We start from the raw sequence: 25,534 nt of genomic DNA, 5'->3' as shown, positions 1-25,534 counted from the left end.
TTCAGTCGACACTGGCCTGCGGGCTCAACCAGCCGCGAACCCTGCGATACAACTGCTCCTGCCCGGCATCACTGTTGCCGGGCAGGGCTTTCAACGACACCTGTTTATAGCCATCATTCTTCAAACGCTTGGCCGCCTGGGCACGGGCCAGTGCGTTTTTGCGTGATTGAGCGCTGTCTTGATAGAACACATCGGCGGTCGGCAACTTCAGGCCCGGGGCCAGTTGTTGCAAATCCGGGTGACGACCGGTGGGCGTCTGCGCTGCGACCATGACGAACTTCTGCACCTGGGACGGCTGCTTCTCGCTCAAATAACGTGCGGCCCACCAGGCGCCGGTGCCATGGCCGAGCAGCACCACGCTGCGTGCGCTCTGGGTCTGGGCGAAGGCCACGGCGGCGTCGATGCGCGCGAGAATGCGCGTAGCGTCGGTCTTGTCCTGTTCATCGGCGCCAGGCACCACGGCCGGGTCGGTGCCTTCGGCTTCGGCGCTGGCGGCTTGTTCGATAGGTTTGTCGGCGGTGCTCGCTTCCTTGCTGCTGGTGTCGACGGTAGCCTTGGGCGCTTCCATCACACGTGGTGGCAGCGTATCCACGCTCACATCCGGCAGCGACAGGCTGAGGGAGCCCCAATTGGCATCCGGCAATTTGTGCCGCAACGGGCTGATTGCTTGCGGCCAGTCAGCACTTTCGCCGGCGCCCGGTACGATAATCACCACACCTTCGGGCTCGGCGCTGTTGGCCGGTTTCCACAGGGCCAGGAATGAATCGCTGCCGGCCTGCAATTGTTGCTGTTCCTGTTGCGGGATTTTGCGCTCCAGTGCACTGGCTTCCTCCTGGCTACGCTCGGGTAAAGGCTGGCGCTCGACCGGTTTTTCGGCGGCAGGTGCGGGGGCGTCAGCGGCCTGCACGGAAAAGGCACTGGTAATAAGTAGCGACAGGCACAATGCTGGCAGTGCCGAACGGTGAACAAAGGGCATCGTAAATTCCCGGCCAGAAGTGATTCCGGCAGCCTAATGGGTTGGTCAGTATTTGTCAGTGATGTGAGACGTCAATCATGGTTTTTCGCTGTCTGCTGGTTATCGGCTGTTGCTGCCTTGCCTTGATCGCAAATGCCGCCCCTGCGCCCGCCACTCCCCAGGCGCAGCTCAATGTGCAGCAACGCGAGTGGCTGGCCCAGCACCCGGAACTGCGGGTGGGCCTGGTATTGCAGGCACCGTACGCGCAATACGACCGGCGTTTGCAGCGATTGTCCGGGGCGAATGTCGACTTGATGCAGTGGTTGGCCAAGGCGCTGAACATCGAGCTGACCTGGCGCAACTTCCCCAACCAGGAGCAACTGGAAGCCGCTGTGCGCGAGGGCGAGGTGGACATCGCCCCCGGCCTGCAACAAACCCCGGCCGGTTTACGCCTGTGGTTGTTCACCGACCCTTACATGCGTGTGCCGCAGCACATTGTCGGCATCCGCGAGGGCGGCGGCGCGGTGGAGTTGGAGAAACTCGATGAGCAATCCCGCGTTGCCGTGCGCATGCCCAGCGCCGTGGCGGATTACCTGCGCAGTACCTACCCCGGCCTCAACCTGCAAGGCGTGCCAATGGAGCGCCAGGCCCTGCAGCTACTGGTGAGCCAGCAGGCACGCTATGCGGTGGTGGACGAGGCGCAATTGAGTCGCTTGTCCGGCGAGGCGGAGTTCGCCGGGCTGGCGGTAGTGGGGGATATTGGCCTGCCACAGTTGTTGCGGGTGGCCACGCGCCGGGAGTGGCCGGAGCTGGCCGGCATCATGGAAAGCGCCTTGCGCGCCATCCCCGCCCGCGACCTGGACCAATTGCATAGCCACTGGCTGCAACCCAAGTATCCACGCCTGACGGAAACCCCAGGCCTGTGGCAAAACCTCAGCCTGTTGCTGGGCCTGTTTTTGCTCGCCAGCCTGGTTGTCGTGTTCTGGCAGCGCCGCCAGCAACGGGTGCTCGAGCAAGGGTTATTGGCCGCCCGCGAAGAAAGCGCCGCCCGCGCTGCGGGGGCCGAAGCCTTGCGGCTGACGCAGTTTTCCATTGATCAGAGCACCGTGGGCATCTTGTGGGTCAACTGGGACAGCCATGTGCGCTACGCCAACCGTGCCGCCGAAAGCATGCTCGGCTATAGCCCCGGTGCACTGATCGAGCGGCCATTGGCTGACCTGGATCCAAGCCTGGATATGGACCGCTGGCTCAACCTGTGGAAACGCGCGCGGGCCAGCGAAGACGGCCCGCAGAACTTTGCCACCGATTGCCGACGTGCCGATGGCAGCATCCTGCCGACCAACGTGTCCTTGAGTTTTCTGCGGTTTGCCGAGGCCGAGTACCTGGTGGTCTACCTCAACGACGTCACCGAGCTGCGCCGGACGTTGGCCGCGTTGCTGCAAAGTGAAGCGCAGTTGCGCGAACTCTCTGCCCACCTGGAAACCGTGCGCGAGGAAGAAAAGGCCCGTATCGCCCGTGAAGTGCACGACGAACTCGGGCAGATGCTCACAGTGCTCAAGCTTGAAACCTCGATGTGCGAGCTGGCTTATGCGCAACTCGACCCCGGTTTGCACGAGCGCTTGAACAGCATGAAGCGCCTGATCGCCCAGTTATTCCAATTGGTACGCGATGTGGCGACCGCGCTGCGCCCGCCGATTCTGGATGCCGGCATTGCCTCTGCCATCGAATGGCAGGCGCGGCGTTTTGAGGCGCGCACGCACATCCCTTGCCTGGTCCAGGTGCCGGATAACCTGCCGACCTTGAGCGATGCCAAGGCCATCGGCCTGTTCCGCATCCTGCAGGAGGCGCTGACCAATGTGATGCGCCATGCCCAGGCGCATACTGTCGAACTGACCCTGGCAGTGGAAGGCACGCATCTGCGGCTGACCATCAGTGATGACGGCGTCGGTTTCGTCCAGGCCCAGGGCCGTCCGGTATCGTTCGGTCTGGTAGGCATGCGCGAGCGAGTGCTGATCATGGGCGGGCAATTGAGTCTGGACAGCGAGTTGGGGGAGGGCACCACCCTGAGCGTCACGGTGCCGTTGGATGCATAACACCAAGAGGAAGCCCCTGTGATCCGTGTACTGGTAGCCGAAGACCACACCATTGTTCGTGAAGGCATCAAGCAGTTGATCGGCCTGGCCAAGGATTTGCTGGTGGTGGGTGAGGCCGGCAATGGCGAGCAGTTGCTGGAGACCTTGCGTCACGTGCCTTGCGAGGTGGTGTTGCTGGACATCTCGATGCCCGGCGTCAATGGCCTGGAAGCGATTGCGCGCATCCGTGCGCTGAACAATCCGCCGGCGATCCTGGTGTTGTCGATGCACGACGAAGCGCAAATGGCCGCCCGCGCCTTGAAGGTTGGCGCCGCCGGGTATGCCACCAAGGACAGTGACCCGGCGCTGTTGCTCACGGCGATCCGCAAGGTGGCGGCCGGTGGGCGCTACATCGACCCGGACCTGGCCGACCGCATGGTCTTCGAAGTCGGCCTCACCGATACCCGGCCGCTGCATTCGTTGCTTTCCGAGCGCGAATTCTCGGTGTTCGAACGCCTGGCCCAGGGTGCCAACGTCAATGACATCGCCCAGCAACTGGCGCTGAGCAGCAAGACCATCAGCACGCACAAGGCGCGGTTGATGCAAAAGCTCAATATCACCTCCCTGGCTGAGCTGGTGAAATACGCCATGGAGCACAAGCTCCTCTAGCGACGTATCTAATAACGACACCCCCAAAACACCGTCAAACCCATTCTTGCCGCTTGCAGCTCGCCCCTTGCGGCTGTGCTGTCCCGTACGCGCCATCCCTGTAGGGCAATCCCTACCCCCAACCTTCCATCCGGCCGATGCAATTCTCTCCTGGCCCCCGATTTCCGGGGGCTGGCGCCTGGACTACGCTTGTTCCACAGCAGTCCAAAACAAAAAGGTGCGGGTATGAGCGAGGTGGATTCAAATGATGTGCTGGTCAGCTTTCGTGGCGTGCAGAAGAGCTACGACGGCGAGAACCTGATCGTCAAAGACCTCAACCTGGAGATTCGCAAGGGCGAGTTCCTCACCCTGCTCGGGCCTTCCGGTTCGGGCAAGACCACCAGCCTGATGATGCTCGCCGGCTTCGAGACGCCGACCGCCGGTGAAATCCAGCTGGCCGGGCGGTCCATCAACAACGTGCCACCGCACAAGCGCGATATCGGCATGGTGTTCCAGAACTACGCCTTGTTCCCGCACATGACCGTCGCCGAGAACCTGGCGTTCCCGCTGTCGGTGCGGGGCTTGAGCAAGACCGATATCAGCGAGCGGGTCAAACGCGTGTTGAGCATGGTCCAGCTCGATGCCTTCGCCCAGCGTTACCCGGCACAACTCTCCGGCGGCCAGCAGCAGCGCGTAGCGCTGGCCCGGGCGCTGGTGTTCGAACCGCAATTGGTGCTGATGGACGAACCCCTCGGCGCCCTCGACAAGCAACTGCGCGAACACATGCAGATGGAGATCAAGCACCTGCACCAACGCCTCGGCGTGACTGTGGTGTACGTGACCCATGACCAGGGCGAAGCGCTGACCATGTCTGACCGCGTGGCGGTATTCCATCAAGGCGAGATCCAGCAGATCGCCGCGCCGCGCACCTTGTACGAAGAGCCGAAGAACACCTTTGTCGCCAACTTCATCGGTGAGAACAACCGCCTCAATGGTCGCCTGCACAGCCACACCGGCGAGCGCTGCGTGGTGGAGCTGGCACGGGGCGAGAAGGTCGAGGCACTGGCGGTGAATGTCGGCCAGGTCGGTGGCCCGGTGACCCTGTCGGTGCGCCCGGAGCGCGTCAGCCTCAACGGTTCCAGCGAGAGCTGCGTCAACCGTTTCTCGGGGCGGGTGGCGGAATTCATCTACCTGGGCGACCACGTGCGCGTGCGCCTGGAAGTCTGCGGCAAGACCGATTTTTTCGTGAAACAACCGATTGCCGAGCTGGACCCAGCCCTGGCGGTCGGCGACGTGGTACCGATTGGCTGGCAAGTCGAGCACGTTCGCGCACTCGACCCACTTCTAGAGGCGAATTGATCGCCCCCTGGCTTCACCAACCCTGCACGTGGAGAGAACAACAATGTTGAGATCCCTTAAGTATTCGGCGCTGGCCATTGGCTTGATCGGCGCAACCCAGGCCATGGCAGGCCCGGACCTGACGGTCGTGTCCTTCGGTGGCGCGAACAAGGCGGCCCAGGTCAAGGCGTTCTACGCACCTTGGGAAAGCGCGGGCAATGGCAAGATCGTCGCCGGTGAGTACAACGGTGAAATGGCCAAGGTGAAAGCCATGGTCGACACCAAGAGCGTGTCCTGGGACCTGGTGGAAGTGGAATCGCCGGAACTCTCCCGTGGCTGTGACGAAGACATGTTCGAGCCGCTGGACCCGAAACTGTTCGGCAACACCGCCGACTACGTGAAGGGCGCGATCCAGCCATGTGGCGTGGGCTTCTTCGTGTGGTCGACCGTGCTCGCCTACAACGCCGACAAACTCACCTCCGCCCCCACCAGTTGGGCAGATTTCTGGGACACCAAGAAATTCCCGGGCAAGCGCGGCCTGCGTAAAGGCGCCAAGTACACCTTGGAGTTCGCCCTGATGGCCGACGGTGTGGCGCCGAAAGACGTGTACAAAGTGCTGGCCGGCAAAGATGGCCAGGACCGTGCATTCAAGAAACTCGATGAACTCAAGCCGTCGATCCAGTGGTGGGAAGCCGGCGCACAGCCGCCGCAGTACCTCGCTTCCGGTGACGTCGTGATGAGCTCGGCCTACAACGGCCGCATCGCCGCCGTACAGAAAGAAAGCAACCTCAAAGTGGTGTGGAACGGCGGCATCTACGACTTCGACGCCTGGGCCATCCCTAAAGGCCTGGCCAAGGACCGTGCCGAAGCGGCGAAGAAATTCATCGCTTTCTCAGTACAGCCTCAGCAGCAGAAGACGTACTCGGAAAACATCGCCTACGGCCCGGCCAACACCCAAGCTGTGCCATTGCTGGCCAAGGACATCCTCAAGGACATGCCGACCACCCCGGAAAACATCGCCAACCAGGTGCAGATCGATGTGAGCTTCTGGGCGGATAACGGCGAGCAACTGGAGCAACGCTTCAATTCCTGGGCGGCCAAGTAACTCATGTGGGAGGGGGCTTGCCCCCTCCCACAGGGGGTCTGTATTTATCTTTAAGATTCGGAGTCAGCCATGGCCATCGCCGTTCCCTCGAACGAGGTCAACAGCCCCACCCTCAAGCAGCGCCTGGCGCGTGCCGAGCGGCTCAATCGCTGGAAGGCCCAGGCCTTGATTGCGCCGCTGGTGCTGTTCTTGCTGCTGGTGTTCCTGGTGCCGATCGTTGCTTTGCTGTTCAAGAGCGTCGGCAATCCGGAAGTGGTGGGCGGCTTGCCGCGTACCGTGGTCGCGGTGACGGCCTGGGACGGCCGTGGCTTGCCGGGTGAACCGGTGTACCAGGCCCTCAGCGAGGACCTGCGCGAAGCGCGCAAAAACCAGACCCTGGGCGATCTGTCCAAACGCTTGAACATGGAACTGGCCGGCTACCGTAGCCTGCTGACCAAAACCGCGCGGGCGCTGCCGTTCAGTGAAGCGCCCGGCTCTTATAAAGAAGCGTTGGAAAACCTCGACGAACGCTGGGGCGACCCGGCGTACTGGCAGGCGATCCGGCGCAATACCAGCAGCCTGACACCGTTCTACCTCCTGGCGGCCGTCGATCATCGCATCGACGACCTCGGCGAAATCGCGCCGGCCACACCTGACCAGGCAATCTACCTGGACATCTTCGCCCGTACCTTCTGGATGGGCCTGGTAATCACTGCCATCTGCTTGCTGCTGGCCTATCCCCTGGCCTATCTGCTGGCCAACCTGCCGGCACGCAAGAGTAACTTGCTGATGATTCTGGTGTTGCTGCCGTTCTGGACCTCGATCCTGGTGCGGGTGGCGGCGTGGATCGTGTTGCTGCAGTCCGGCGGCCTGATCAACAGCGCCTTGATGGGCATGGGCTTGATCGATAAACCCTTGGAGCTGGTGTTCAACCGCACCGGGGTCTACATCTCGATGGTGCACATCCTGCTGCCATTCATGATCCTGCCGATCTACAGCGTGATGAAGGGCATTTCGCCCACCTACATGCGTGCGGCGATTTCCCTGGGTTGCCACCCGTTCACCAGCTTCTGGCGCGTGTACTTCCCGCAGACCTATGCCGGCGTCGGCGCCGGTTGCCTGCTGGTGTTCATCCTGGCGATTGGTTACTACATCACCCCGGCGCTGCTGGGCAGCCCGAACGACCAGATGGTCAGCTACTTCGTGGCGTTCTACACCAACACCAGTATCAACTGGGGCATGGCGACGGCACTGGGTGGCTTGCTGCTGCTGGCCACCGTGGTGCTGTACCTGATCTACAACCGGCTGGTGGGCGCCAGTCGCCTGCGCCTGAGCTGAGGAGACCTTGCGATGCTGAGCCCTTACATGTCGCCCGTTGAACGGGTCTGGTTCTACAGCTTGCGGATCCTCTGCGGCTTGATCCTGTTGTTCTTGATCCTGCCGGTGCTGGTGATCATTCCGCTGTCGTTCAACAGCGGCAGTTTCCTGGTGTACCCGCTGCAAGGCTTTTCGCTGCACTGGTACCAGGACTTCTTTGCCTCGGCCGAGTGGATGCGTGCACTCAAGAACAGCATCATCGTCGCCCCGGCGGCCACGGTGCTGGCGATGGTGTTCGGCACCCTGGCGGCCATCGGCCTGACCCGTGGCAACTTCCCCGGCAAGGCGCTGGTGATGGCACTGGTGATTTCACCGATGGTGGTGCCGGTGGTGATCATCGGTGTGGCCAGCTACCTGTTCTTTGCACCGCTGGGACTGGGTAACAGCTTCTTCTCGTTGATCGTGGTGCATGCGGTGCTGGGCGTGCCGTTTGTGATCATCACGGTGTCGGCCACGTTGCAGGGGTTTAACCATAACCTGGTGCGGGCGGCGGCGAGCCTCGGGGCTTCGCCGTTGACGGCGTTTCGCCGAGTGACCTTGCCATTGATTGCGCCGGGGGTGATTTCCGGGGCGCTGTTTGCTTTCGCCACGTCGTTCGATGAAGTGGTGGTGACGCTGTTCCTCGCCGGCCCTGAGCAAGCGACGCTGCCGCGTCAGATGTTCAGCGGCATCCGTGAGAACCTCAGCCCGACGATTGCGGCGGCGGCAACCTTGTTGATTGCCTTCTCGGTATTGCTGTTGCTGACTCTGGAATGGCTGCGCGGGCGTAGCGAGAAACTGCGCACCGCGGCAGTCTAACGGCCTGCTGGAGATTCAAGTGTGGGAGGGGGCAAGCCCTCTCCCACATGGTTTTGTGTTGTGTTGGAAATCACCATTCAGCCTCTGAATGCTAGGCAACCCAGGTTTCCGAGCTACTCTTGTGCCAGCCCATCACTTAATAAGAGGCCGCGCACATGAGTACTTCCTCATTCAAGATCGCCCACAAACTGCTGACCGGCGCTGGCGCCATCGAACAACTGGCCTTTGAACTCACGCGCCTGGATGTGGACAACCCGCTGATCGTCACCGACGCCGCGCTGGTCAAGTCCGGCACCGTGGCGCTGGCCCTCGAACACTTGGGCGAGCGCGCCTACGAGATTTTCGACCGCGTACTGCCCGACCCGGAAATCGCCATCGTCGAGGACTGTATGCGCGTTTACCGCGAGGGCGGGCATGACGGCCTGATCGGTCTGGGCGGCGGCAGCGCCATCGATATCGCCAAAAGCGTAGCCGCCTATGCCGGTTACCACGGTGCGCTGGCGGACCTCTTTGGCGTCGACCAGGTGCCGCGCAAGGGCCCGCCGTTGATCGCCATCCCGACCACGGCCGGCACCGGTTCGGAGGTGACCAATGTGGCGATCCTCTCCGACAAGGCCGCACAGCTGAAAAAAGGCATCGTCAGCGACTACCTGCTGCCGGATGTGGCCTTGATCAGCCCGCAAATGACCCTCACCTGCCCGCGCAGCGTTACCGCCGCCAGTGGTGTGGATGCGCTGGTGCACGCCATCGAGTCCTACTTGTCGCTGAATGCCTCGCCGATCACTGATGCGCTGGCCATCGGCGCGATCAAGTTGATTGCCAAGGCGCTGCCCAAGGCCTACGCCAACCCGGCCAACCTGCAGGCACGTGACGACATGGCCACCGCCAGCCTGATGGCCGGCATGGCGTTCGGTAACGCCGGGGTCGGCGCGGTGCATGCGTTGGCGTACCCGTTGGGTGGGCGTTTCAACATTGCCCATGGGGTGAGCAACGCGCTGTTGCTGCCCTATGTGATGCACTGGAACAAATTGGCCTGTGTGGAACGCATGCAGGAGATTGCACAGGCCATGGGCGTGAATGTCACCGGCTTGAGCGTCAACGATGCGGCCGATCAGGCAGTGGACGCGATGACGCGACTGTGTGCCGCCGTCGAGATTCCGGCAGGCCTGCGCAGTTTCGGCGTGCCCGAGGACGCGATCCCGGCGATGGCGGTTGAGGCGGCAGGCATTGAGCGGCTGATGCGTAACAATCCGCGCAAGCTCAGCGCCGCCGATATCGAGAAAATCTACCGGGCGGCTTACTAGCCGTTGAGCCAGGTCACGGTGCGCGCGGCAAAGCATGAGGTATACAATGCGCGCCATCGTGATTTAGCTCAAAAAAGGTGCGTCATGCAGCCCTTCGTTATTGCTCCATCGATTCTCTCCGCCGATTTCGCCCGCCTGGGTGAGGAAGTGGACAAGGTGTTGGCCGCCGGTGCCGATTTCGTGCACTTCGACGTCATGGACAACCACTACGTGCCCAACCTGACCATCGGCCCGATGGTGTGTGCAGCGCTGCGCAAGTACGGCATCACCGCGCCGATCGATGCGCACCTGATGGTCAGCCCGGTAGATCGCATCATCGGCGACTTCGTGGAAGCCGGCGCGACCTACATCACCTTCCACCCGGAAGCCTCGCTGCACGTCGACCGCACCCTGCAACTGATCCGCGAAGGCGGCTGCAAGGCGGGCCTGGTGTTCAACCCGGCCACGCCGTTGAGTGTGCTTGAGTACGTGATGGACAAGGTCGACATGGTCCTGCTGATGAGCGTCAACCCAGGCTTCGGCGGCCAGAAGTTCATCCCGGGCACCCTGAACAAGCTGCGTGAAGCTCGCGCGCTGATCGATGCTTCCGGTCGCGACATCCGCCTCGAGATCGACGGCGGGGTCAACGTCAACAACATCCGCGAAATCGCCGCAGCGGGCGCCGACACCTTCGTGGCCGGCTCGGCGATCTTCAACGCGCCGGACTATCAGGAAGTCATCGACAAGATGCGTGCCGAACTGGCGCTGGCACGTCCATGAGCGGCTTTGAGCAGCTGTTCCCCGGCAAACTGCCACGGCTGGTGATGTTCGATCTGGACGGTACCTTGATCGACTCGGTGCCCGACCTGGCGGCGGCGGTGGACGAGATGCTGCTCAAGCTGGGGCGCAAACCGGCCGGGATCGAGTCGGTGCGTGAGTGGGTCGGCAACGGTGCGCAGATGCTGGTGCGCCGCGCCCTGGCTAATAATATCGACGCCGAAGGCGTGGATGACGTCGAGGCTGAACACGCCCTGGAGCTGTTCAACGCTGCCTATGAAGACGGCCATGAACTGACCGTGGTCTACCCCGGCGTACGTGACACCCTCAAATGGCTGAGCAAGCAGGGCGTGGAAATGGCCCTGATCACCAACAAGCCGGAACGCTTCGTCGCGCCGCTGCTGGACCAGATGAAAATCGGTCGGTATTTCCGCTGGATCATCGGTGGCGACACCCTGCCGCAGAAAAAACCCGACCCGGCGGCGCTGTTTTTCGTGATGAAAATGGCCAATATCCCGGCCTCCCAGTCGTTGTTTGTCGGCGATTCACGCAGTGATGTGCAGGCGGCGAAGGCCGCGGGCGTGCAGTGCGTGGCCCTCAGCTACGGCTATAACCATGGTCGGCCGATCGCCGAAGAGTCGCCGTCGATGGTGATTGATGACCTGCGCCTGTTAATCCCCGGTTGCTTGGGAGCGGGCGCTGAGATAACGTTGCCCGACACCGATCCGTCCCCTTCTGGAAATTCCATCGTGGTGGTCACTCGCAAACTCTGGATGAAAGTCATCAAGGCCCTGGCCCGCTGGCGTTGGCGCGCCTGACTGTTCCTGGCCGCGCCCTGCGGCACGTTTGCATACCTGACTGTTAGACCCTCAAGCCACGAGGCATATCATGACCCGCGAAGAATTCCTGCGTTTGGCCGCTGCCGGCTACAACCGCATTCCCCTGGCCTGCGAAACCCTGGCCGACTTCGACACGCCGCTGTCGATCTACCTGAAACTGGCCGATGAGCCTAACTCCTACCTGCTCGAGTCCGTACAGGGCGGCGAGAAGTGGGGGCGTTACTCGATCATCGGCCTGCCGTGCCGCACGGTGCTGCGGGTACATGACCATCATGTGAGCATTACCCATGATGGCGTCGAGATCGAAAACCATGATGTCGAAGACCCGTTGGCGTTCGTCGAAGCCTTCAAGGCGCGCTACAACGTGCCGACCATTGCCGGCCTGCCGCGCTTCAACGGCGGCCTGGTGGGTTACTTCGGTTATGACTGCGTGCGTTATGTGGAAAAACGTTTGGGCCAATGCCCGAACCCGGACCCGTTGGGCGTGCCGGACATTCTGCTGATGGTCTCCGATGCGGTCGTGGTGTTCGACAACCTCGCCGGCAAGATGCACGCGATCGTGCTGGCCGACCCGTCCCAGGCCGATGCGTTCGAGCAAGGCCGGGCCAGCCTCGAAGCCCTGCTGGAAAAACTGCGCCAGCCGATCACCCCGCGTCGCGGCCTGGACCTCAGCCGTCCGCCGGCGGCCGACCCGATCTTTCGTTCAAGCTTTACCCAGGATGACTACGAGCGGGCCGTCGATACCATCAAGGAATACATCCTCGCCGGCGACTGCATGCAGGTGGTGCCGTCGCAGCGTATGTCCATCGACTTCAAGGCCGCGCCGATCGATCTGTACCGGGCGCTGCGTTGCTTCAACCCGACGCCGTACATGTACTTCTTCAACTTTGGTGACTTCCACGTGGTGGGCAGTTCGCCGGAAGTGCTGGTGCGCGTCGAAGACAACCTGATCACCGTGCGCCCGATCGCCGGCACGCGCCCACGGGGTGCAACCGAAGAAGCTGACCTGGCGCTGGAAGAAGACCTGCTGAGCGACGACAAGGAAATCGCCGAGCACTTGATGCTCATCGACCTGGGTCGTAATGACACCGGGCGTGTCTCGGAAATCGGTTCGGTGAAGCTCACCGAGAAGATGGTGATCGAGCGTTATTCCAACGTGATGCATATCGTGTCCAACGTTACCGGCGAGCTGAAGGCTGGCCTGACGGCGATGGATGCGTTGCGCGCGATTCTGCCGGCGGGCACCTTGTCGGGTGCGCCGAAGATCCGCGCGATGGAAATCATCGACGAGCTGGAGCCGGTCAAGCGTGGGGTCTACGGTGGTGCCGTGGGTTATTTCGCCTGGAACGGCAACATGGACACGGCCATTGCGATCCGCACCGCCGTGATCAAGGACGGGGAGCTGCACGTGCAGGCCGGTGGCGGGATTGTCGCCGACTCGGTGCCGGCCCTCGAATGGGAAGAAACCCTGAACAAGCGCCGCGCGATGTTCCGCGCCGTTGCGCTGGCTGAACAGACCCCCAATTCCTGAGGTTCCCCCATGTTGCTGATGATTGATAACTACGATTCCTTTACCTACAACGTTGTGCAGTACCTGGGCGAGTTGGGTGCCGAGGTCAAGGTAGTGCGCAATGACGAACTGACCGTCGCCGAGATCGCCGCCCTGAACCCGGAGCGCATCGTGGTTTCGCCAGGCCCGTGCACGCCGACCGAGGCGGGTATTTCCCTGGAGGCGATCCAGTATTTCGCCGGCAAGCTGCCGATCCTGGGCGTATGCCTGGGCCACCAGTCCATCGGCCAGGCCTTTGGCGGTGACGTGGTGCGTGCACGCCAGGTGATGCACGGCAAGACCAGTCCGGTATTCCATCATGATCAGGGCGTGTTCCATGGGCTTAACTTGCCGGTGACCGTGACCCGCTACCATTCGTTGGTGGTCAAGCGCGAAACCCTTCCGGATTGCCTGGAACTGACCGCCTGGACCCAACTGGAGGACGGCTCGGTCGACGAGATCATGGGCCTGCGCCACAAGACACTGAATATCGAAGGGGTGCAATTTCACCCCGAATCGATCCTGACCGAGCAGGGCTACGAGCTGTTCGCCAATTTTCTCAAGCAGAGCGGCGGCACGCGCTAAGGACTTTCCATGGATATCAAGACTGCCCTGAGCCGTATCGTCGGCCACCTGGACCTGAGCACTGCTGAAATGAGCGATGTGATGCGCGAGATCATGACCGGCCAATGCACCGACGCGCAGATCGGCGCGTTCATGATGGCCATGCGCATGAAGAGCGAGAGCATCGACGAAATCGTCGGCGCCGTGTCGGTCATGCGCGAGCTGGCGGACAAGGTCGAGCTCAAGACCCTCGATGGTGTGGTCGACGTGGTCGGCACCGGCGGTGACGGTGCGAACATCTTCAACGTGTCGACGGCTTCTTCGTTTGTGGTGGCGGCGGCGGGTTGCACCGTGGCCAAGCACGGTAACCGCGCGGTCTCCGGCAAGAGTGGCAGCGCCGACTTGCTGGAAGCGGCGGGGATCTACCTGAACCTGACCCCGATCCAAGTGGCGCGCTGTATCGACAATGTCGGTATTGGGTTCATGTTTGCTCAATCCCACCACGGTGCGATGAAGCATGCCGCCGGCCCGCGCAAGGATCTCGGCCTTCGTACCCTGTTCAACATGCTCGGCCCGCTTACGAATCCGGCCGGTGTGAAACACCAGGTCGTGGGTGTGTTCAGCCAGGCGCTGTGCCGGCCATTGGCCGAAGTACTGCAACGCCTGGGCAGCAAGCATGTGCTGGTGGTGCATTCCAAGGACGGCCTGGACGAATTCAGCCTGGCGGCACCGACCTTCGTGGCGGAGCTGAAAAATGACCAGGTCACTGAGTATTGGGTCGAGCCGGAAGACCTGGGCATGAAGAGCCAGAGCCTGCACGGCCTGGCGGTGGAAAGCCCGGCGGCCTCCCTGGAACTGATTCGTGATGCCTTGGGCCGTCGCAAGACCGAGAACGGTCAGAAAGCCGCCGAGATGATTGTTTTGAATGCTGGCGCGGCACTTTATGCAGCCGACCACGCCTATAGTCTTAAGGAGGGTGTTGCCTTGGCCCACGATGCGCTGCACACCGGTCTGGCTCGTGAGAAGCTCGAAGAGCTGGGAGCATTCACCGCAGTATTCAAGATGGAGAATGAAGGATGAGTGTGCCGACCGTTCTGGAAAAAATCCTGGCCCGCAAGGCTGAAGAAGTTGCCGAGCGGCGCGCCCGCGTGAGCCTGGCCGAGCTGGAAGCCCAGGCAAAGATCGCCGATGCACCGCGCGGTTTCGCCAATGCACTGATCGCCCAGGCCAAGCAGAAGCAACCGGCCGTGATCGCCGAGGTCAAGAAAGCCTCGCCGAGCAAAGGCGTGATCCGCGAACACTTTGTGCCATCGGAAATCGCCGTCAGCTATGAGAAGGGAGGGGCGACTTGCCTGTCCGTGCTGACCGATATCGACTACTTCCAGGGTTCCGACCTGTTCCTGCAGCAGGCCCGCGCCGCGTGCAAGTTGCCGGTGATCCGCAAGGACTTCATGGTCGACCCGTATCAGATCGTCGAAGCCCGTGCCCTGGGCGCCGACTGCGTGCTGCTGATCGTTTCCGCGCTGGATGACGTGAAGATGGCCGAGTTGGCTGCCGTCGCCAAAAGCGTCGGCCTCGACGTGCTGGTGGAAGTGCATGACGGCGATGAGCTGGAACGCGCCTTGAAAACCCTCGACACACCGCTGGTGGGGGTCAACAACCGTAACCTGCACACCTTCGAAGTCAGCCTGGAAAACACCCTCGACCTGTTGCCGCGGATTCCGCGTGACCGTCTGGTGATCACCGAGAGTGGCATCGTCAACCGTGCCGATGTGGAGTTGATGGAGATCAGTGGCGTGTACTCGTTCCTGGTGGGCGAGACCTTCATGCGTGCCGAGAACCCGGGGGCTGAATTGCAGCGCCTGTTCTTCCCGGAGCGGGGCATGGCGGTCAGCGGTTCGACGCTGGATTGATGATGACGCAGCCGGTGGCGATGACCGTCGAAGCAGGACTTGCCGCCGAGCAAGACCTGCTGGCGGCTGTTTGCGCAGGTGAGCGGGAGTATGGGTTGTTGTTCTGGCAACCCAGCGATCAGGCTTTGGTCATGCCGCGTCGGTTGAGCCGCTTGCCGGCCTTTGAAACCGCCAGCCAGGTTTCAGCCGATGCGGGTTGGCCGGTGCTGCTGCGTGAGACCGGCGGTGAGCCGGTGCCGCAGTCGAGTGCCACAGTCAACATCGCCCTGGTCTACGCCCCGCCGCGCAGTGAGGGCGACCAGAATCGTATCGAAACCGGTTACCTGCGTTTATGTCAGCCGATCTGCGACTTGCTGATCGAGTTGGGCGGCGATGCGTCTGTCGGCGAGGTCGACGGCGCATTTTGCGACGGTCGCTACAACGTCAATCTCAATGGCCGGAAAATGGTTGGCACTGCCCAGCGCTGGCGTCAAAGCGGGGGGCGCCCGGTGGGCCTGGTGCACGGTGCACTGTTGCTGGAAAACGATCGCGAAGACCTGATCGCGGCGGTCAACCGCTTCAATGAAGCCTGCGGTCTTGAACAGCGGGTGCGTGCCGACAGCCATATCGCCCTGCACGAAGCCTTCCCGGCGCCCGATGCGATCAGCCGGCTGGACACCTTGTACCGCCAGATGTTGGCCAGCTTCCTGCCGGTTTAACGGGTACCGAACACCACCATCGTCTTGCCTTTGACGTGCACCAGGTTGCGTTCTTCCAGGTCTTTGAGCACGCGTCCGACCATCTCCCGTGAACAGCCGACAATGCGCCCGATTTCCTGGCGCGTGACCTTGATCTGCATGCCATCGGGGTGGGTCATGGCGTCCGGTTGCTTGCACAGGTCAAGCAGGCAGCGCGCAACACGGCCGGTGACGTCGAAGAATGCCAGGTCGCCGACTTTGCGCGTGGTGTCCCGCAGGCGTTGCGCAATCTGGCCGCTGAGGACATAAAGGATGTCGGGATCTTGTTGGGCCAGTTCGCGGAATTTGGCGTAGCTGATCTCGGCCACTTCGCACTCGACCTTGGCACGCACCCAGGCGCTGCGTTCCTGTTCCTTGCCGGCTTGTTCGAACAACCCCAACTCCCCAAAAAAATCCCCGGTGTTCAGGTAGGCGATGATCATTTCGCGGCCGTCTTCATCCTCGATCAGGATGGTGACCGAGCCTTTGATAATGAAGAACAGGGTTTCGGAGCGTTCGCCGGCGCAGATGATGTTGTGCTTGGCCGGGTAGCGGCGGCGCTGGCAATGCATCAACAGTTTGTCGAGATTCTTGATTTTGGGTATGGGAGTAAGGGCAACCATGGTTGTATCCCGAAAAGACTGCGCTAAATAGTTGGAGTTGTTGTATTCATCGGGTATCGGCATTGATACGCGCTGTATAAAGGGTGGCATTACGCCATCGATTTGGCGTCAGCTTAACAGACACATTCTGACTCGATTAGCCAATTTTCCGCGCAAAGCCTGCTTTTGATCGCTTTTGTTGCAAACGCTGACGCAGGTGGGCCCTGTGCTAAGCTGGCGACCCTTTTTTAGCAGTGGAGTCTGGGCGATGAAGGCACGCATCCAATGGGCGGGCGAAGCCATGTTCCTCGGTGAGTCGGGCAGTGGCCATGTGGTGGTCATGGATGGCCCGCCGGAAGCCGGTGGCCGTAACCTGGGCGTACGCCCGATGGAAATGCTCCTGCTGGGCGTAGGCGGTTGCAGCAATTTCGACGTGGTCAGCATCCTGAAGAAATCCCGCCAGGCCGTGGAAAGCTGCGAAGCTTTCCTGGAGGCCGAGCGTGCCACTGAAGACCCCAAGGTATTCACCAGGATCCACATGCATTTCGTGGTGAAGGGCCGGGCGCTGAAAGAGGCGCAGGTGAAGCGCGCTATCGAACTGTCGGCGGAGAAGTATTGCTCGGCGTCGATCATGCTGGGCGCGGCCGGGGTGGCCATTACCCATGATTACGAGATAATTGAGTTGGGTTGATCGCTCAATCGGCGGGCAAAAAGAAAGGGCGCTGTGATAGCGCCCTTCTTTTGGCTCAGATTCGGTACGTGCTTTTAGTCATGACCTTGGCCAATAGGCTCATGCCAAACCGCACTGGCGCCGGGAAGCGAAAACCACCGGCATCCAGCGCGCTTTCTGCGTGATGTTCTTCATCAATGCGCATCTGCTCAAGAATGGCACGGGACTTTTCGTCTTCGGCCGGCAGTTGTTCCAGATGTTCGTCCAGGTGTTTGCACACCTGATGTTCAGTCGCTGCGACAAAACCCAGGCTGACCTTGTCGCTGATCAGGCCGGCCGCGGCGCCGATCCCAAACGATAAACCGTAAAACAGCGGGTTCAACACGCTCGGGTGACTGCCCAACTGGCGGATGCGTTGCTCGCACCAGGCCAGGTGATCGATTTCTTCCTCGGCGGCATGCTCCATGGCTGCGCGCACCTGCGGCAGCTTGGCGGTCAGCGCCTGGCCCTGGTACAGCGCCTGGGCGCAGACTTCGCCGGTATGGTTGATGCGCATCAAGCCGGCGACGTGGCGGGTCTCGGTCTCGCTCATCTGCGCGTCGGGCTGCACGATGGCGGGCGAGGGGCGATACGGCTGGCCGCTGAAGGGCAGCAGCGTACGCATGGCCATGTCGGCTTGCAGCAACAGACGGTCAATCGGCGAGTAGTGACGTTGGGTAGTCATGCTGACCTCCGGGAAGAATCTCGGCGGCCAGTTTACCGCAAGAGAGGGGCAAGCGTTTGCGTTGCGTCAAGGGCATGGGGTCGCAGGCTGGGCTGCGACCTTTGCTGAAAGGCTGATCAGCCCGGCGGCCAGTTCATCTGGCGCTGACCCAGCACGTGCATATGGATGTGATAAACGGTCTGCCCGCCTTTCGGGTTGCAGTTCATCACCACCCGGAAACCTTCTTCACACCCTTGTTCTACAGCCAGGCGCTGGGCGGTGAACAGGATATGACCGGCCAGGGCTTTATCTTCTTCAGTCAGGTCATTGAGCGTGGGGATGTGTTTCTTGGGAATGACCAGGAAATGCACGGGCGCCGCCGGATAGATGTCCTTGAACGCCAGGACTTGATCATCTTCGTAGATGATATCCGCGGGTATTTCTCTGTTGATGATCTTGGTGAACAGAGTATCCACAGCTGTTTCTCCATTATGAAAGTGCAGGATGAGTGTACCCAGCCCGTCAGCGTGGGCAATAGGCCTTGTTGATGGCGCCGGCGATCTTGCGGGTCAGCCAGCGTGGGCTGAAACGCGGGCTGAAGGCGATCCAGCGGTTGCGACGGCCGGGGATGATGATGGCTTTGTTCTTTTCAAGTGCGCGTACGGTGTAGAGCGCCACTTCTTCGGGGCTCATCAGCTGTTGACTGCGGTCGAGCCTGGCGGTGTCCATCTGCGCGGTGCCGAAGAACGCGGTGCGTGTCGGGCCGGGGCAGAGCACCGAGACCTTGATGCCGCAGGTTTTCAGTTCTTCGCGCAAGCCTTCGGAGAAATGCAGCACATAGGCCTTGCTGGCGTAATAAGTGCTCATCCACGGGCCGGGCTGGAACGCCGCGATGGACGCCACATTGAGAATCTGCCCGCCGCCGTGCAGCGCCATGGCATTGCCGAGTGCGTGGCACATTCGGGTCAGGGCCAGGATGTTGACCTCCATCAGGTCCTGTTCGGTCATCCAGTCCTGGGCCAGGAACGGCCCGCTGGTGCCGATGCCGGCGCAGTTCACCAGCAGGTCGATCTGCCGCTCGCCTTCTTCAAGCTCCAGCAGGAACCCGGACAAGCGCAGTGGCTCGCCCAGGTCGCAGGCCCGGAACAGCACTTCGACGCCAAAGCGTTGGGTCAATTCGATTGCAATGCTTTCCAACTGATCACGCTGGCGAGCCACTAGAATCAAGCTGCGGCCGCGACGGGCGAGTGCTTCGGCCAGGGCCAGGCCGATGCCGCTGGAGGCGCCGGTGATCAGAGTGTAACGGGTCATGCCTTTCTCCATCGCAACGCCGCCGCGCCTGTGACAGAGGCATCACAGGCCGGGGGCGTTTCTTCACTGTTCTGGAGAGTCTACAGGTTCGCCCGCTTCGTCAGCACTCTGCGCTTCGTCTTCTTCGACGGTTGCCGCCTGGTCGGCGTCTTCGTCGGAGGTGATGGAGCTGCTTTCGTAGCTGCTGTCCACGTTGGCTTCGAGCTGATCCAGGTAACCGTTCATGCCCAAGGTCACCACGATGGCAAGCATGACTGGAATAAACGCCAACCACAGCGTGGCCAGGACTTTTACCGCGGTGGAGTTACGTGGCGGTGGCGCACCATACTGGTTGGCGCCTGCATTGCCCGGCAGTACCAGCAACAGGATCGGGAATACACTGTTCACCAATGGCACCAGGTTGAGTAGGTACAACCAGCCCGACCAACCCAGGTCATGCAGGCGCTGCACGCCGATTTGTACACTGACCCATACCAGCGCCACAAACAGCGCGATACCCAGCAGTACTCCGATGATGGTGCCCGCAATCGGCGAGGCGGTAGCCACGGCAAAGCTGACGGTGCTGATGATGCCACCCGCAACCAGCATCGCCAGGGTCAACACCAGGGTCCATGCCAGGTAGCGCAGGCGGCCGATCCGCCCATGGATAGTGAAGACTTTGAGGGTGGCGTACTCGGGCAAGTCATCACCCACCGCCGCGCGTGGAGGCGCATAAGGCGAGGCATCCGGACGCGCGAAACCAGAAGGGCCGGAATCCGTCTCGTGAGTTTCAGCCAGGCTGAAGGCCACAGGCTGTTCGGGCTCAATGCGCGCGTCGACACCGGCGTTTTTCAGCGCGGTGAGGTAGGTTTCCGCATCCGGGCGAGACAGGTCGCGCTTGAGCGCAACCGGGCGGCCGGTAAAGAGCTTTTCGATGGCTTCGACTTCACTTTTGAACAGCTCGGCCAGGTTCAGTTTGGCCGTGGTGCTTTCGACACCCGGGAGCAAGGCTCCATCAAACACAATCTTGAAACGGTTGTCGCTCATGCGGGCTTCCTTGTCACTTGTTCAGGGAGGTAGTGCAGGCCCGTCTAATCAGCAGGCCTGGCAGTTGGGTCAACGTGGCCAGCGCAGTTGTGCCGCCTGTTCGCGTGCCTTGCGGTATTCGGCATCCAGGCGCGCAACGAGTTCATCGACGCTGGGCAAATCATCAATCTCACCGACGCCTTGGCCAGCAGACCATACAGTCTTCCAGGCTTTGGCCTCGTCGCTCAACGGCTTGAGCTTGGAGCCGAAGTTGACCTCGCCTTTGCCTTGCAGGGCGGCGAGGTCGAAACCGGCGTTTTCCAGGCTCTGGCGCATAAAGCTGGCGGGCACGCCGGAGACAGCGGGAGTGTGCACGATGTCGGCGGCGCGCGATGTGAGCAGCATCTCTTTATACGCATCCGGTGCCTGGCTTTCGGTAGTGCCGATAAAGCGCGTGCCGAAATAGGCCAGGTCTGCACCGAGCAGTTGGGCGGCGAGAATCTCGTGCCCGTGATTGAGGCAGCCGGCTAGCAGCAGGGTTTTGTCGAAGAACTGGCGGATCTCGGCAATCAGTGAGAATGGGCTCCAGGTGCCGGCATGGCCACCGGCGCCGGCGGCTACGGCGATCAGGCCGTCCACACCGGCCTCGGCAGCCTTCTCGGCATGGCGACGGGTGGTGACATCGTGGAACACCAGGCCACCGTAGCTGTGCACCGCGTCCACCAGCTCTTTGACGGCACCCAGGCTGGTAATGACGATGGGCACTTTATGCTCAACGCAAATCGCCAGGTCTGCCTCCAGGCGGGGATTGCTGTTGTGCACGATCAGGTTGACGGCATAGGGCGCGGGGTTGTCCAGCAGCGCCAGGCCCGCTTCGATTTCCTCCAGCCAGGCCTTGAACCCGCTGCTATCGCGTTGGTTAAGCGCCGGGAAACTCCCGATCACCCCATTGCGGCAGCACGCCAGGACCAGTTGCGGGTTGGAAATCAGGAACATCGGCGCCGCCACGACGGGCAGGCGCAGACGTTGTTCAAGCAGAGCGGACAGCGGCATTGGAGGTACCCCAACTAATTGAAGTTAGAACGGTTTGACCACGACCAAAATTACGATAGCCAGCAATATCAGAACGGGCACTTCATTGAACCAGCGATAAAAGACATGGCTGCGGGTGTTTTCGCCACGGGCAAAGCGTTTTACCTGCGCGCCGCACATATGGTGGTAGCCAATGAGCAGTACGACGAGGGTCAGCTTGGCGTGAATCCACCCGCCCGAATGAAAGATGCCTGGGTTCAGATAGATCAGCCAGCCGCCGAAAATCAACGTGGCGATCATCGCCGGCCCCATGATGCCGCGATACAACTTGCGCTCCATGACGCTGAAACGCTCTTTGCTGACGGTGTCCTCGCTTTGGGCGTGGTAGACGAACAGGCGTGGCAGGTAGAACAGCCCGGCAAACCAGCAGACGACGCTGACGATGTGGAAGGCTTTGATCCATAGATAGAGCATTTCTAGTTATTCCCAGGTTCACGGTAACTGAGGATAGTAGTGGCTCATGCGCCCATACGTCACGTTGGCGGTTGTCGCAGGACGATACGACCCCTATTATCGACGGCTTTCCAGTGGGTTCGTTGAGGGCAGGTTTATGGTCAAGGTCGGTATCGTCGGCGGCACGGGTTACACCGGTGTCGAATTGCTGCGTCTGTTGGCTCAGCATCCGCAAGCTGAGGTGGTGGTCATTACTTCCCGATCCGAGGCCGGGCTGGCCGTGGCCGATATGTACCCGAACCTGCGCGGTCATTACGACGGCCTGGCGTTCAGTGTTCCGGACATCAAGACCCTGGGCGGCTGCGACGTGGTGTTCTTCGCCACCCCGCACGGTGTTGCCCACGCCCTGGCAGGCGAGTTGTTGGCCGCCGGCACCAAGGTGATCGACTTGTCGGCGGACTTCCGTCTGCAGGACGCTGATGAGTGGGCCAAGTGGTATGGCCAGCCGCACGGCGCGCCGCAGCTGTTGGAAGAGGCGGTGTACGGCCTGCCGGAAGTGAATCGTGAACAGATCAAGCAAGCGCGCCTGATTGCTGTACCGGGCTGCTATCCGACGGCTACACAGTTGGGCTTCCTGCCCTTGCTGGAAGCGGGGCTGGCGGACGCTTCGCGCTTGATCGCGGACTGCAAATCGGGCGTCAGCGGTGCCGGTCGTGGTGCGGCGGTTGGTTCGCTGTACTCCGAGACGTCGGAAAGCATGAAGGCCTATTCGGTGAAAGGTCACCGTCACTTGCCAGAAATTCGCCAGGGGCTGCGTCGCGCGGCTGGGAAGGACGTGGGCCTGACCTTCGTCCCACACTTGACCCCAATGATCCGCGGTATTCACTCCACGTTGTACGCCACCGTGGTCGATCGCTCGGTCGACCTGCAGGCGCTGTTCGAAAAGCGCTATGCCAACGAACCGTTCGTCGATGTGATGCCGGCCGGCAGCCACCCGGAAACCCGCAGCGTGCGCGGTGCCAATGTGTGCCGGATTGCTGTGCATCGCCCGCAGGACGGTGACCTGGTCGTGGTGTTGTCGGTGATCGATAACCTGGTCAAGGGCGCGTCCGGCCAGGCGGTGCAGAACATGAACATCCTGTTTGGCCTGGATGAGAAGTTGGGGCTGTCCCACGCGGGCATGCTGCCTTAAGGCGGTTGAGTCGCTAAGCAAAAGGCCCGTTGATCGGGCCTTTTGTGTTTTTAATGGCGACAGCGCAGATTGATATACCGTAACAATAGTTGACCGCTTTTCTAGGAGAAGCGGATAATGCCGACCATTACGCATATGGCGGCGCTACGCCGGGAGATTATCAGCATGAGCGTTGAATCCTTCACCCCCACGGCTTTGCAATTCACCCACGGTGCTGCGCACAAGGTGAAGAGCCTGGTCGATGAAGAGGGTAATGATCGCTTGAAGCTGCGCGTATTCGTTACGGGCGGCGGTTGTTCAGGGTTTCAGTACGGTTTTACCTTCGATGAAGATGTAGCCGATGATGACACCATCGTTGAACGCGAAGGCGTAAGCCTGGTTGTGGACCCGATGAGCTTCCAATACCTGGCCGGTGCCGAGGTGGATTACCAGGAAGGTCTGGAGGGTTCACGCTTTGTGATCAAGAACCCTAACGCTACCACCACCTGTGGTTGCGGGTCTTCGTTCTCGATCTGATCGGCAACGGATGCAAAAACGCCGCTTGGCTGTGATAGGCCAAGCGGCGTTTTGCTGTGCGGAGATTTTAGGTCGGGTAGATGGCGCCCAGTACCCGAAGTCCTCGTGCCCCGGTGACGCTTGGGCGGTTGGCGGCGATACCTTCGAGACAGCAATGGGCCAGCCATGCGAAGGCCATGGCCTCGACCCAGTCGGGGTCTACTCCGTAGGTGGCGGTGCTGCTGACTTGAGTCGATGGTAGCAGGGCGGCCAGGCGGTTCATCAGCGTGGTGTTGCGGGCGCCTCCGCCACACACCAGCAGTGTTTCGGTCTGGGGCTGGGCGGCTTGCAGGGATTCGATGATGGTCAGGGCGGTCAGCTCAAGTAGCGTGGCCTGAACATCCTGAGGCTCGAATGTTGGTAAGCGACCCAGGTGTTGGTGCAGCCATTCCAGATTGAACACTTCGCGGCCGGTGCTCTTGGGGCCCGTGGTCACGAAGAAAGGGTCGCTGAGCAGGGCGTTGAGTAGAGCTGGCTCGACCTTGCCGCTGGCCGCCCACTGGCCATCACGATCAAAGTGTTCACCGCGTTGCTGGTGAATCCACGCATCCAGCAGGACATTGCCTGGGCCGCAGTCGAAGCCGGCTACAGGTTTGCCGGTCTCAATCAGGCTGAGGTTGCTGAAACCTCCCACATTCAATACGGCACGGTTACCGCTGTGCTCGCCAAATAGCGCTTCATGGAACGCAGGGACCAGTGGGGCGCCCTGACCGCCGGCGGCGACGTCGCGGCTACGGAAATCGCTGACCACGGTGATGCCTGTAAGCTCGGTGAGCAAGGCCGGGTTGCCGATCTGTACGGTAAAGCCCCGTGCGGGTTCATGGCGGATGGTCTGGCCATGGCTGCCAATTGCGCGAATGTCCTGGGGCTTGAGGTTTTGTTGGTCGAGTAAAGCGTGAATACCTTGAGCGGCAAGCTTCACCCAGTTCTGCTGGGCGATGGCTGAGCGAGCGATCTCATCCGCCCCGCTGGCGCAAAGAGCAAGCAGCTCAGTGCGCAGGGTATCGGGCATGGGAATGTAGTGTGTAGCGATCAGCTTGATCGCCGGGGACTGCTCGATCAAGGCGATGTCCAGGCCATCAAGGCTGGTCCCGGACATCACACCAATATAGAGCGCCATACTTAACGCTTCGCCGAAGCCAGCAGGGTGGAGCGTTCTTGGTCCATGCGCGCCATCAACGGCTGGCTCTGTTGCATGAAACGGGCACGCTCGGCCTTGGCGATCGGGTCGGCCATAGGCAGCTTCTGGCCCAGTGGGTCGACGTGAACGCCATTGACCTGGAACTCATAGTGCAAGTGTGGGCCGGTGGACAGGCCGGTAGTACCGATATAGCCGATCACCTGGCCTTGTTTCACGGTGCCGCCGGTTTGCACGCCCTTGGCAAAGCCTTGCATGTGGCCATACAGGGTGCGGTAGGTATTGCCGTGCTGGATGATCACGGTATTGCCATAGCCGCCACGACGTCCTGCCAGCAGGACTTTACCGTCGCCGGCTGCCTTGATCGGCGTGCCGCGCGGGGCGGCGTAGTCGACGCCTTTATGGGCGCGGATTTTGTTCAGAATTGGATGCTTGCGACCCATGGAGAAACGCGAGCTAATACGAGCGAAGTCCACTGGGGTGCGGATGAAGGCCTTGCGCATGCTATTGCCATCGGCAGTGTAGTAGCTGCTGTTGCCTTGTTTGTTGGTGTAGCGCACGGCGGTGTAGGTCTTGCCGCGGTTGGTGAAGCGTGCGGAGAGAATGTTGCCGGTGCCCACGACTTTGCCGTTGGCGACTTTCTGCTCGTAGATCACGTCGAATTCGTCGCCCTGGCGGATGTCCTGGGCGAAGTCGATGTCGTAGCCGAACACGCTGGCCATGTCCATGGTCATGCTGTGGGACAGGCCTGCCCGGGCCGCCGACTGTGACAGGGAGCTGTTGATCACCCCGTGTACATAGGCCGAGCGCATGACCGGCTTGGTAGTGATCCGATTGAAGGCAAAGCCTTTGGCGCCCTTTGTCAGGGTAATGCTTTCGAGGTCGCTGACATTGCTGTGCAGGTTGTTCAGTTGTCCATCGGGGGTGAACTCGAATTCGAGCTTCTGGCCGTGCTTGAGC

Annotated in this window: 27 protein-coding genes (1 of these 27 only partly in view); 17 read left to right on the top strand and 10 right to left on the bottom strand. The window is 61.3% G+C overall.

Annotation, left to right across the window (positions count from 1 at the left end; genetic code table 11):
- Position 1: 1 nt before the first annotated feature.
- Positions 2-976 (bottom strand): alpha/beta hydrolase family protein, encoded by a 975-nt coding sequence (locus tag LUU92_RS26210; RefSeq protein ID WP_257102841.1) that lies wholly within the window; start codon positions 974-976, stop codon positions 2-4.
- A 77-nt stretch (positions 977-1,053) separates the two neighbouring features.
- Between LUU92_RS26210 and LUU92_RS26205 the strand changes: the two genes are divergently transcribed.
- The 14 genes from LUU92_RS26205 (at position 1,054) to LUU92_RS26140 (ending at position 15,895) form a co-directional block, all read left to right on the top strand.
- Positions 1,054-3,048 carry a PAS domain-containing sensor histidine kinase gene (locus tag LUU92_RS26205; protein WP_071490228.1) on the top strand — a complete coding sequence of 665 codons (1,995 nt, stop codon included), beginning with the start codon at positions 1,054-1,056 and terminating at the stop codon, positions 3,046-3,048.
- A gap of 18 nt (positions 3,049-3,066) precedes the next feature.
- A complete protein-coding gene (locus tag LUU92_RS26200) occupies positions 3,067-3,696 on the top strand; it encodes a response regulator (protein ID WP_071490227.1) in 630 nt (209 codons plus the stop codon).
- Between the two features lie 225 nt (positions 3,697-3,921).
- Positions 3,922-5,034: an ABC transporter ATP-binding protein gene (locus LUU92_RS26195; protein WP_058424775.1), complete on the top strand. Its 1,113-nt coding sequence runs from the start codon at positions 3,922-3,924 to the stop codon at positions 5,032-5,034.
- Between the two features lie 43 nt (positions 5,035-5,077).
- Positions 5,078-6,118, top strand: coding sequence for an ABC transporter substrate-binding protein (locus LUU92_RS26190; RefSeq protein ID WP_071490226.1), 1,041 nt, complete (start codon positions 5,078-5,080; stop codon positions 6,116-6,118).
- A 69-nt stretch (positions 6,119-6,187) separates the two neighbouring features.
- Entirely contained in the window at positions 6,188-7,435 is a 1,248-nt protein-coding gene (locus tag LUU92_RS26185; RefSeq protein ID WP_257102840.1) for an ABC transporter permease, read from the top strand.
- 12 nt (positions 7,436-7,447) lie between these two features.
- Positions 7,448-8,272 carry an ABC transporter permease gene (locus LUU92_RS26180; protein WP_015886162.1) on the top strand — a complete coding sequence of 275 codons (825 nt, stop codon included), beginning with the start codon at positions 7,448-7,450 and terminating at the stop codon, positions 8,270-8,272.
- A 155-nt stretch (positions 8,273-8,427) separates the two neighbouring features.
- Positions 8,428-9,576: an iron-containing alcohol dehydrogenase gene (locus tag LUU92_RS26175; protein WP_257102839.1), complete on the top strand. Its 1,149-nt coding sequence runs from the start codon at positions 8,428-8,430 to the stop codon at positions 9,574-9,576.
- 84 nt (positions 9,577-9,660) lie between these two features.
- Positions 9,661-10,335, top strand: coding sequence for a ribulose-phosphate 3-epimerase (gene rpe, locus LUU92_RS26170; protein ID WP_071490223.1), 675 nt, complete (start codon positions 9,661-9,663; stop codon positions 10,333-10,335).
- Positions 10,332-11,150, top strand: coding sequence for a phosphoglycolate phosphatase (locus LUU92_RS26165; RefSeq protein WP_071490222.1), 819 nt, complete (start codon positions 10,332-10,334; stop codon positions 11,148-11,150). The genes rpe and LUU92_RS26165 overlap by 4 nt, the downstream gene beginning before the upstream one ends.
- Positions 11,151-11,220: 70 nt before the next feature.
- The gene (trpE, locus tag LUU92_RS26160; RefSeq protein WP_071490221.1) at positions 11,221-12,702 is read left to right on the top strand and encodes an anthranilate synthase component I; all 1,482 of its coding nucleotides are present in this window, start codon (positions 11,221-11,223) and stop codon (positions 12,700-12,702) included.
- Between the two features lie 9 nt (positions 12,703-12,711).
- On the top strand, positions 12,712-13,305 hold the full coding sequence (locus LUU92_RS26155) for an aminodeoxychorismate/anthranilate synthase component II (RefSeq protein ID WP_071490220.1): 594 nt from the start codon (positions 12,712-12,714) through the stop codon (positions 13,303-13,305).
- A 9-nt stretch (positions 13,306-13,314) separates the two neighbouring features.
- The gene (gene trpD, locus LUU92_RS26150; RefSeq protein ID WP_071490219.1) at positions 13,315-14,364 is read left to right on the top strand and encodes an anthranilate phosphoribosyltransferase; all 1,050 of its coding nucleotides are present in this window, start codon (positions 13,315-13,317) and stop codon (positions 14,362-14,364) included.
- A complete protein-coding gene (gene trpC, locus LUU92_RS26145; protein WP_071490218.1) occupies positions 14,361-15,197 on the top strand; it encodes an indole-3-glycerol phosphate synthase TrpC in 837 nt (278 codons plus the stop codon). The genes trpD and trpC overlap by 4 nt, the downstream gene beginning before the upstream one ends.
- Entirely contained in the window at positions 15,197-15,895 is a 699-nt protein-coding gene (locus tag LUU92_RS26140) for a lipoate--protein ligase family protein (protein ID WP_222540515.1), read from the top strand. Before trpC ends, LUU92_RS26140 begins: the two co-directional genes overlap by 1 nt.
- On the opposite strand, the gene crp is transcribed toward LUU92_RS26140, so the two are convergent.
- A complete protein-coding gene (crp, locus tag LUU92_RS26135) occupies positions 15,892-16,536 on the bottom strand; it encodes a cAMP-activated global transcriptional regulator CRP (RefSeq protein ID WP_071490216.1) in 645 nt (214 codons plus the stop codon). The genes LUU92_RS26140 and crp overlap by 4 nt on opposite strands.
- A gap of 247 nt (positions 16,537-16,783) precedes the next feature.
- On the opposite strand from crp, the gene LUU92_RS26130 reads away from it, so the two are divergent.
- Positions 16,784-17,206, top strand: coding sequence for an OsmC family protein (locus LUU92_RS26130; protein WP_003210947.1), 423 nt, complete (start codon positions 16,784-16,786; stop codon positions 17,204-17,206).
- A 55-nt stretch (positions 17,207-17,261) separates the two neighbouring features.
- Here LUU92_RS26130 and coq7 read toward each other — a convergent pair whose 3' ends face one another.
- The 6 genes from coq7 to hemJ all read right to left on the bottom strand — a co-directional run bounded on the left by coq7 (position 17,262) and on the right by hemJ (position 21,710).
- The gene (gene coq7 / locus LUU92_RS26125) at positions 17,262-17,909 is read right to left on the bottom strand and encodes a 2-polyprenyl-3-methyl-6-methoxy-1,4-benzoquinone monooxygenase (RefSeq protein WP_015886151.1); all 648 of its coding nucleotides are present in this window, start codon (positions 17,907-17,909) and stop codon (positions 17,262-17,264) included.
- Positions 17,910-18,025: 116 nt separating this feature from the next.
- Positions 18,026-18,364 carry a histidine triad nucleotide-binding protein gene (locus LUU92_RS26120; RefSeq protein WP_071490214.1) on the bottom strand — a complete coding sequence of 113 codons (339 nt, stop codon included), beginning with the start codon at positions 18,362-18,364 and terminating at the stop codon, positions 18,026-18,028.
- A gap of 46 nt (positions 18,365-18,410) precedes the next feature.
- The gene (locus tag LUU92_RS26115; protein ID WP_071490213.1) at positions 18,411-19,199 is read right to left on the bottom strand and encodes an SDR family NAD(P)-dependent oxidoreductase; all 789 of its coding nucleotides are present in this window, start codon (positions 19,197-19,199) and stop codon (positions 18,411-18,413) included.
- 63 nt (positions 19,200-19,262) lie between these two features.
- On the bottom strand, positions 19,263-20,225 hold the full coding sequence (locus LUU92_RS26110; RefSeq protein ID WP_257102838.1) for a DUF805 domain-containing protein: 963 nt from the start codon (positions 20,223-20,225) through the stop codon (positions 19,263-19,265).
- Positions 20,226-20,294: 69 nt separating this feature from the next.
- Positions 20,295-21,257: an NAD(P)H-dependent flavin oxidoreductase gene (locus tag LUU92_RS26105; protein ID WP_257102837.1), complete on the bottom strand. Its 963-nt coding sequence runs from the start codon at positions 21,255-21,257 to the stop codon at positions 20,295-20,297.
- Positions 21,258-21,281: 24 nt separating this feature from the next.
- Positions 21,282-21,710 (bottom strand): protoporphyrinogen oxidase HemJ, encoded by a 429-nt coding sequence (gene hemJ, locus LUU92_RS26100; RefSeq protein ID WP_071490210.1) that lies wholly within the window; start codon positions 21,708-21,710, stop codon positions 21,282-21,284.
- Between the two features lie 136 nt (positions 21,711-21,846).
- Between hemJ and argC the strand changes: the two genes are divergently transcribed.
- Together argC and erpA are read left to right on the top strand one after the other, a co-directional pair.
- Positions 21,847-22,881 (top strand): N-acetyl-gamma-glutamyl-phosphate reductase, encoded by a 1,035-nt coding sequence (argC, locus tag LUU92_RS26095; RefSeq protein WP_071490209.1) that lies wholly within the window; start codon positions 21,847-21,849, stop codon positions 22,879-22,881.
- A gap of 165 nt (positions 22,882-23,046) precedes the next feature.
- Entirely contained in the window at positions 23,047-23,397 is a 351-nt protein-coding gene (gene erpA, locus LUU92_RS26090; RefSeq protein ID WP_003176443.1) for an iron-sulfur cluster insertion protein ErpA, read from the top strand.
- 67 nt (positions 23,398-23,464) lie between these two features.
- Here the strand turns inward: erpA and LUU92_RS26085 are convergent, their stop codons facing one another.
- Both LUU92_RS26085 and LUU92_RS26080 read right to left on the bottom strand, forming a co-directional pair.
- On the bottom strand, positions 23,465-24,556 hold the full coding sequence (locus LUU92_RS26085) for an anhydro-N-acetylmuramic acid kinase (protein ID WP_222540512.1): 1,092 nt from the start codon (positions 24,554-24,556) through the stop codon (positions 23,465-23,467).
- Between the two features lie 2 nt (positions 24,557-24,558).
- A protein-coding gene (locus tag LUU92_RS26080; protein ID WP_222540511.1) for a peptidoglycan DD-metalloendopeptidase family protein crosses the window boundary here: on the bottom strand, positions 24,559-25,534 show its 3' portion. Its footprint extends 443 nt past the window's final position; only the last 976 of its 1,419 coding nucleotides appear in the window; its start codon lies beyond the right edge, outside the window; the stop codon is at positions 24,559-24,561.

Origin of the sequence: Pseudomonas extremorientalis (genome assembly GCF_024584605.1) — a bacterium.
In the GTDB taxonomy this organism is placed as follows: Bacteria; Pseudomonadota; Gammaproteobacteria; order Pseudomonadales; family Pseudomonadaceae; genus Aquipseudomonas; species Aquipseudomonas extremorientalis.
Note: the sequence above shows the minus strand (reverse complement) of the source record. Positions and strands in the feature narration are given on the sequence as shown.

Excerpts from the sequence above, each read along its gene's own strand:
- LUU92_RS26115 (WP_071490213.1), bottom strand. The coding sequence starts at position 19,199 with ATGACCCGTTACACTCTGATCACCGGCGCCTCCAGCGGCATCGGCCTG.
- LUU92_RS26175 (WP_257102839.1), top strand. The coding sequence starts at position 8,428 with ATGAGTACTTCCTCATTCAAGATCGCCCACAAACTGCTGACCGGCGCT.
- LUU92_RS26130 (WP_003210947.1), top strand. The coding sequence starts at position 16,784 with ATGAAGGCACGCATCCAATGGGCGGGCGAAGCCATGTTCCTCGGTGAG.
- LUU92_RS26105 (WP_257102837.1), bottom strand. The coding sequence starts at position 21,257 with ATGCCGCTGTCCGCTCTGCTTGAACAACGTCTGCGCCTGCCCGTCGTG.
- argC (WP_071490209.1), top strand. The coding sequence starts at position 21,847 with ATGGTCAAGGTCGGTATCGTCGGCGGCACGGGTTACACCGGTGTCGAA.
- erpA (WP_003176443.1), top strand. The coding sequence starts at position 23,047 with ATGAGCGTTGAATCCTTCACCCCCACGGCTTTGCAATTCACCCACGGT.
- LUU92_RS26155 (WP_071490220.1), top strand. The coding sequence starts at position 12,712 with ATGTTGCTGATGATTGATAACTACGATTCCTTTACCTACAACGTTGTG.
- LUU92_RS26180 (WP_015886162.1), top strand. The coding sequence starts at position 7,448 with ATGCTGAGCCCTTACATGTCGCCCGTTGAACGGGTCTGGTTCTACAGC.
- LUU92_RS26165 (WP_071490222.1), top strand. The coding sequence starts at position 10,332 with ATGAGCGGCTTTGAGCAGCTGTTCCCCGGCAAACTGCCACGGCTGGTG.
- LUU92_RS26195 (WP_058424775.1), top strand. The coding sequence starts at position 3,922 with ATGAGCGAGGTGGATTCAAATGATGTGCTGGTCAGCTTTCGTGGCGTG.
- LUU92_RS26110 (WP_257102838.1), bottom strand. The coding sequence starts at position 20,225 with ATGAGCGACAACCGTTTCAAGATTGTGTTTGATGGAGCCTTGCTCCCG.
- hemJ (WP_071490210.1), bottom strand. The coding sequence starts at position 21,710 with ATGCTCTATCTATGGATCAAAGCCTTCCACATCGTCAGCGTCGTCTGC.
- LUU92_RS26140 (WP_222540515.1), top strand. The coding sequence starts at position 15,197 with ATGATGACGCAGCCGGTGGCGATGACCGTCGAAGCAGGACTTGCCGCC.
- LUU92_RS26210 (WP_257102841.1), bottom strand. The coding sequence starts at position 976 with ATGCCCTTTGTTCACCGTTCGGCACTGCCAGCATTGTGCCTGTCGCTA.
- LUU92_RS26085 (WP_222540512.1), bottom strand. The coding sequence starts at position 24,556 with ATGGCGCTCTATATTGGTGTGATGTCCGGGACCAGCCTTGATGGCCTG.
- rpe (WP_071490223.1), top strand. The coding sequence starts at position 9,661 with ATGCAGCCCTTCGTTATTGCTCCATCGATTCTCTCCGCCGATTTCGCC.
- coq7 (WP_015886151.1), bottom strand. The coding sequence starts at position 17,909 with ATGACTACCCAACGTCACTACTCGCCGATTGACCGTCTGTTGCTGCAA.
- trpE (WP_071490221.1), top strand. The coding sequence starts at position 11,221 with ATGACCCGCGAAGAATTCCTGCGTTTGGCCGCTGCCGGCTACAACCGC.
- trpC (WP_071490218.1), top strand. The coding sequence starts at position 14,361 with ATGAGTGTGCCGACCGTTCTGGAAAAAATCCTGGCCCGCAAGGCTGAA.
- LUU92_RS26205 (WP_071490228.1), top strand. The coding sequence starts at position 1,054 with ATGGTTTTTCGCTGTCTGCTGGTTATCGGCTGTTGCTGCCTTGCCTTG.
- trpD (WP_071490219.1), top strand. The coding sequence starts at position 13,315 with ATGGATATCAAGACTGCCCTGAGCCGTATCGTCGGCCACCTGGACCTG.
- LUU92_RS26185 (WP_257102840.1), top strand. The coding sequence starts at position 6,188 with ATGGCCATCGCCGTTCCCTCGAACGAGGTCAACAGCCCCACCCTCAAG.
- LUU92_RS26190 (WP_071490226.1), top strand. The coding sequence starts at position 5,078 with ATGTTGAGATCCCTTAAGTATTCGGCGCTGGCCATTGGCTTGATCGGC.
- crp (WP_071490216.1), bottom strand. The coding sequence starts at position 16,536 with ATGGTTGCCCTTACTCCCATACCCAAAATCAAGAATCTCGACAAACTG.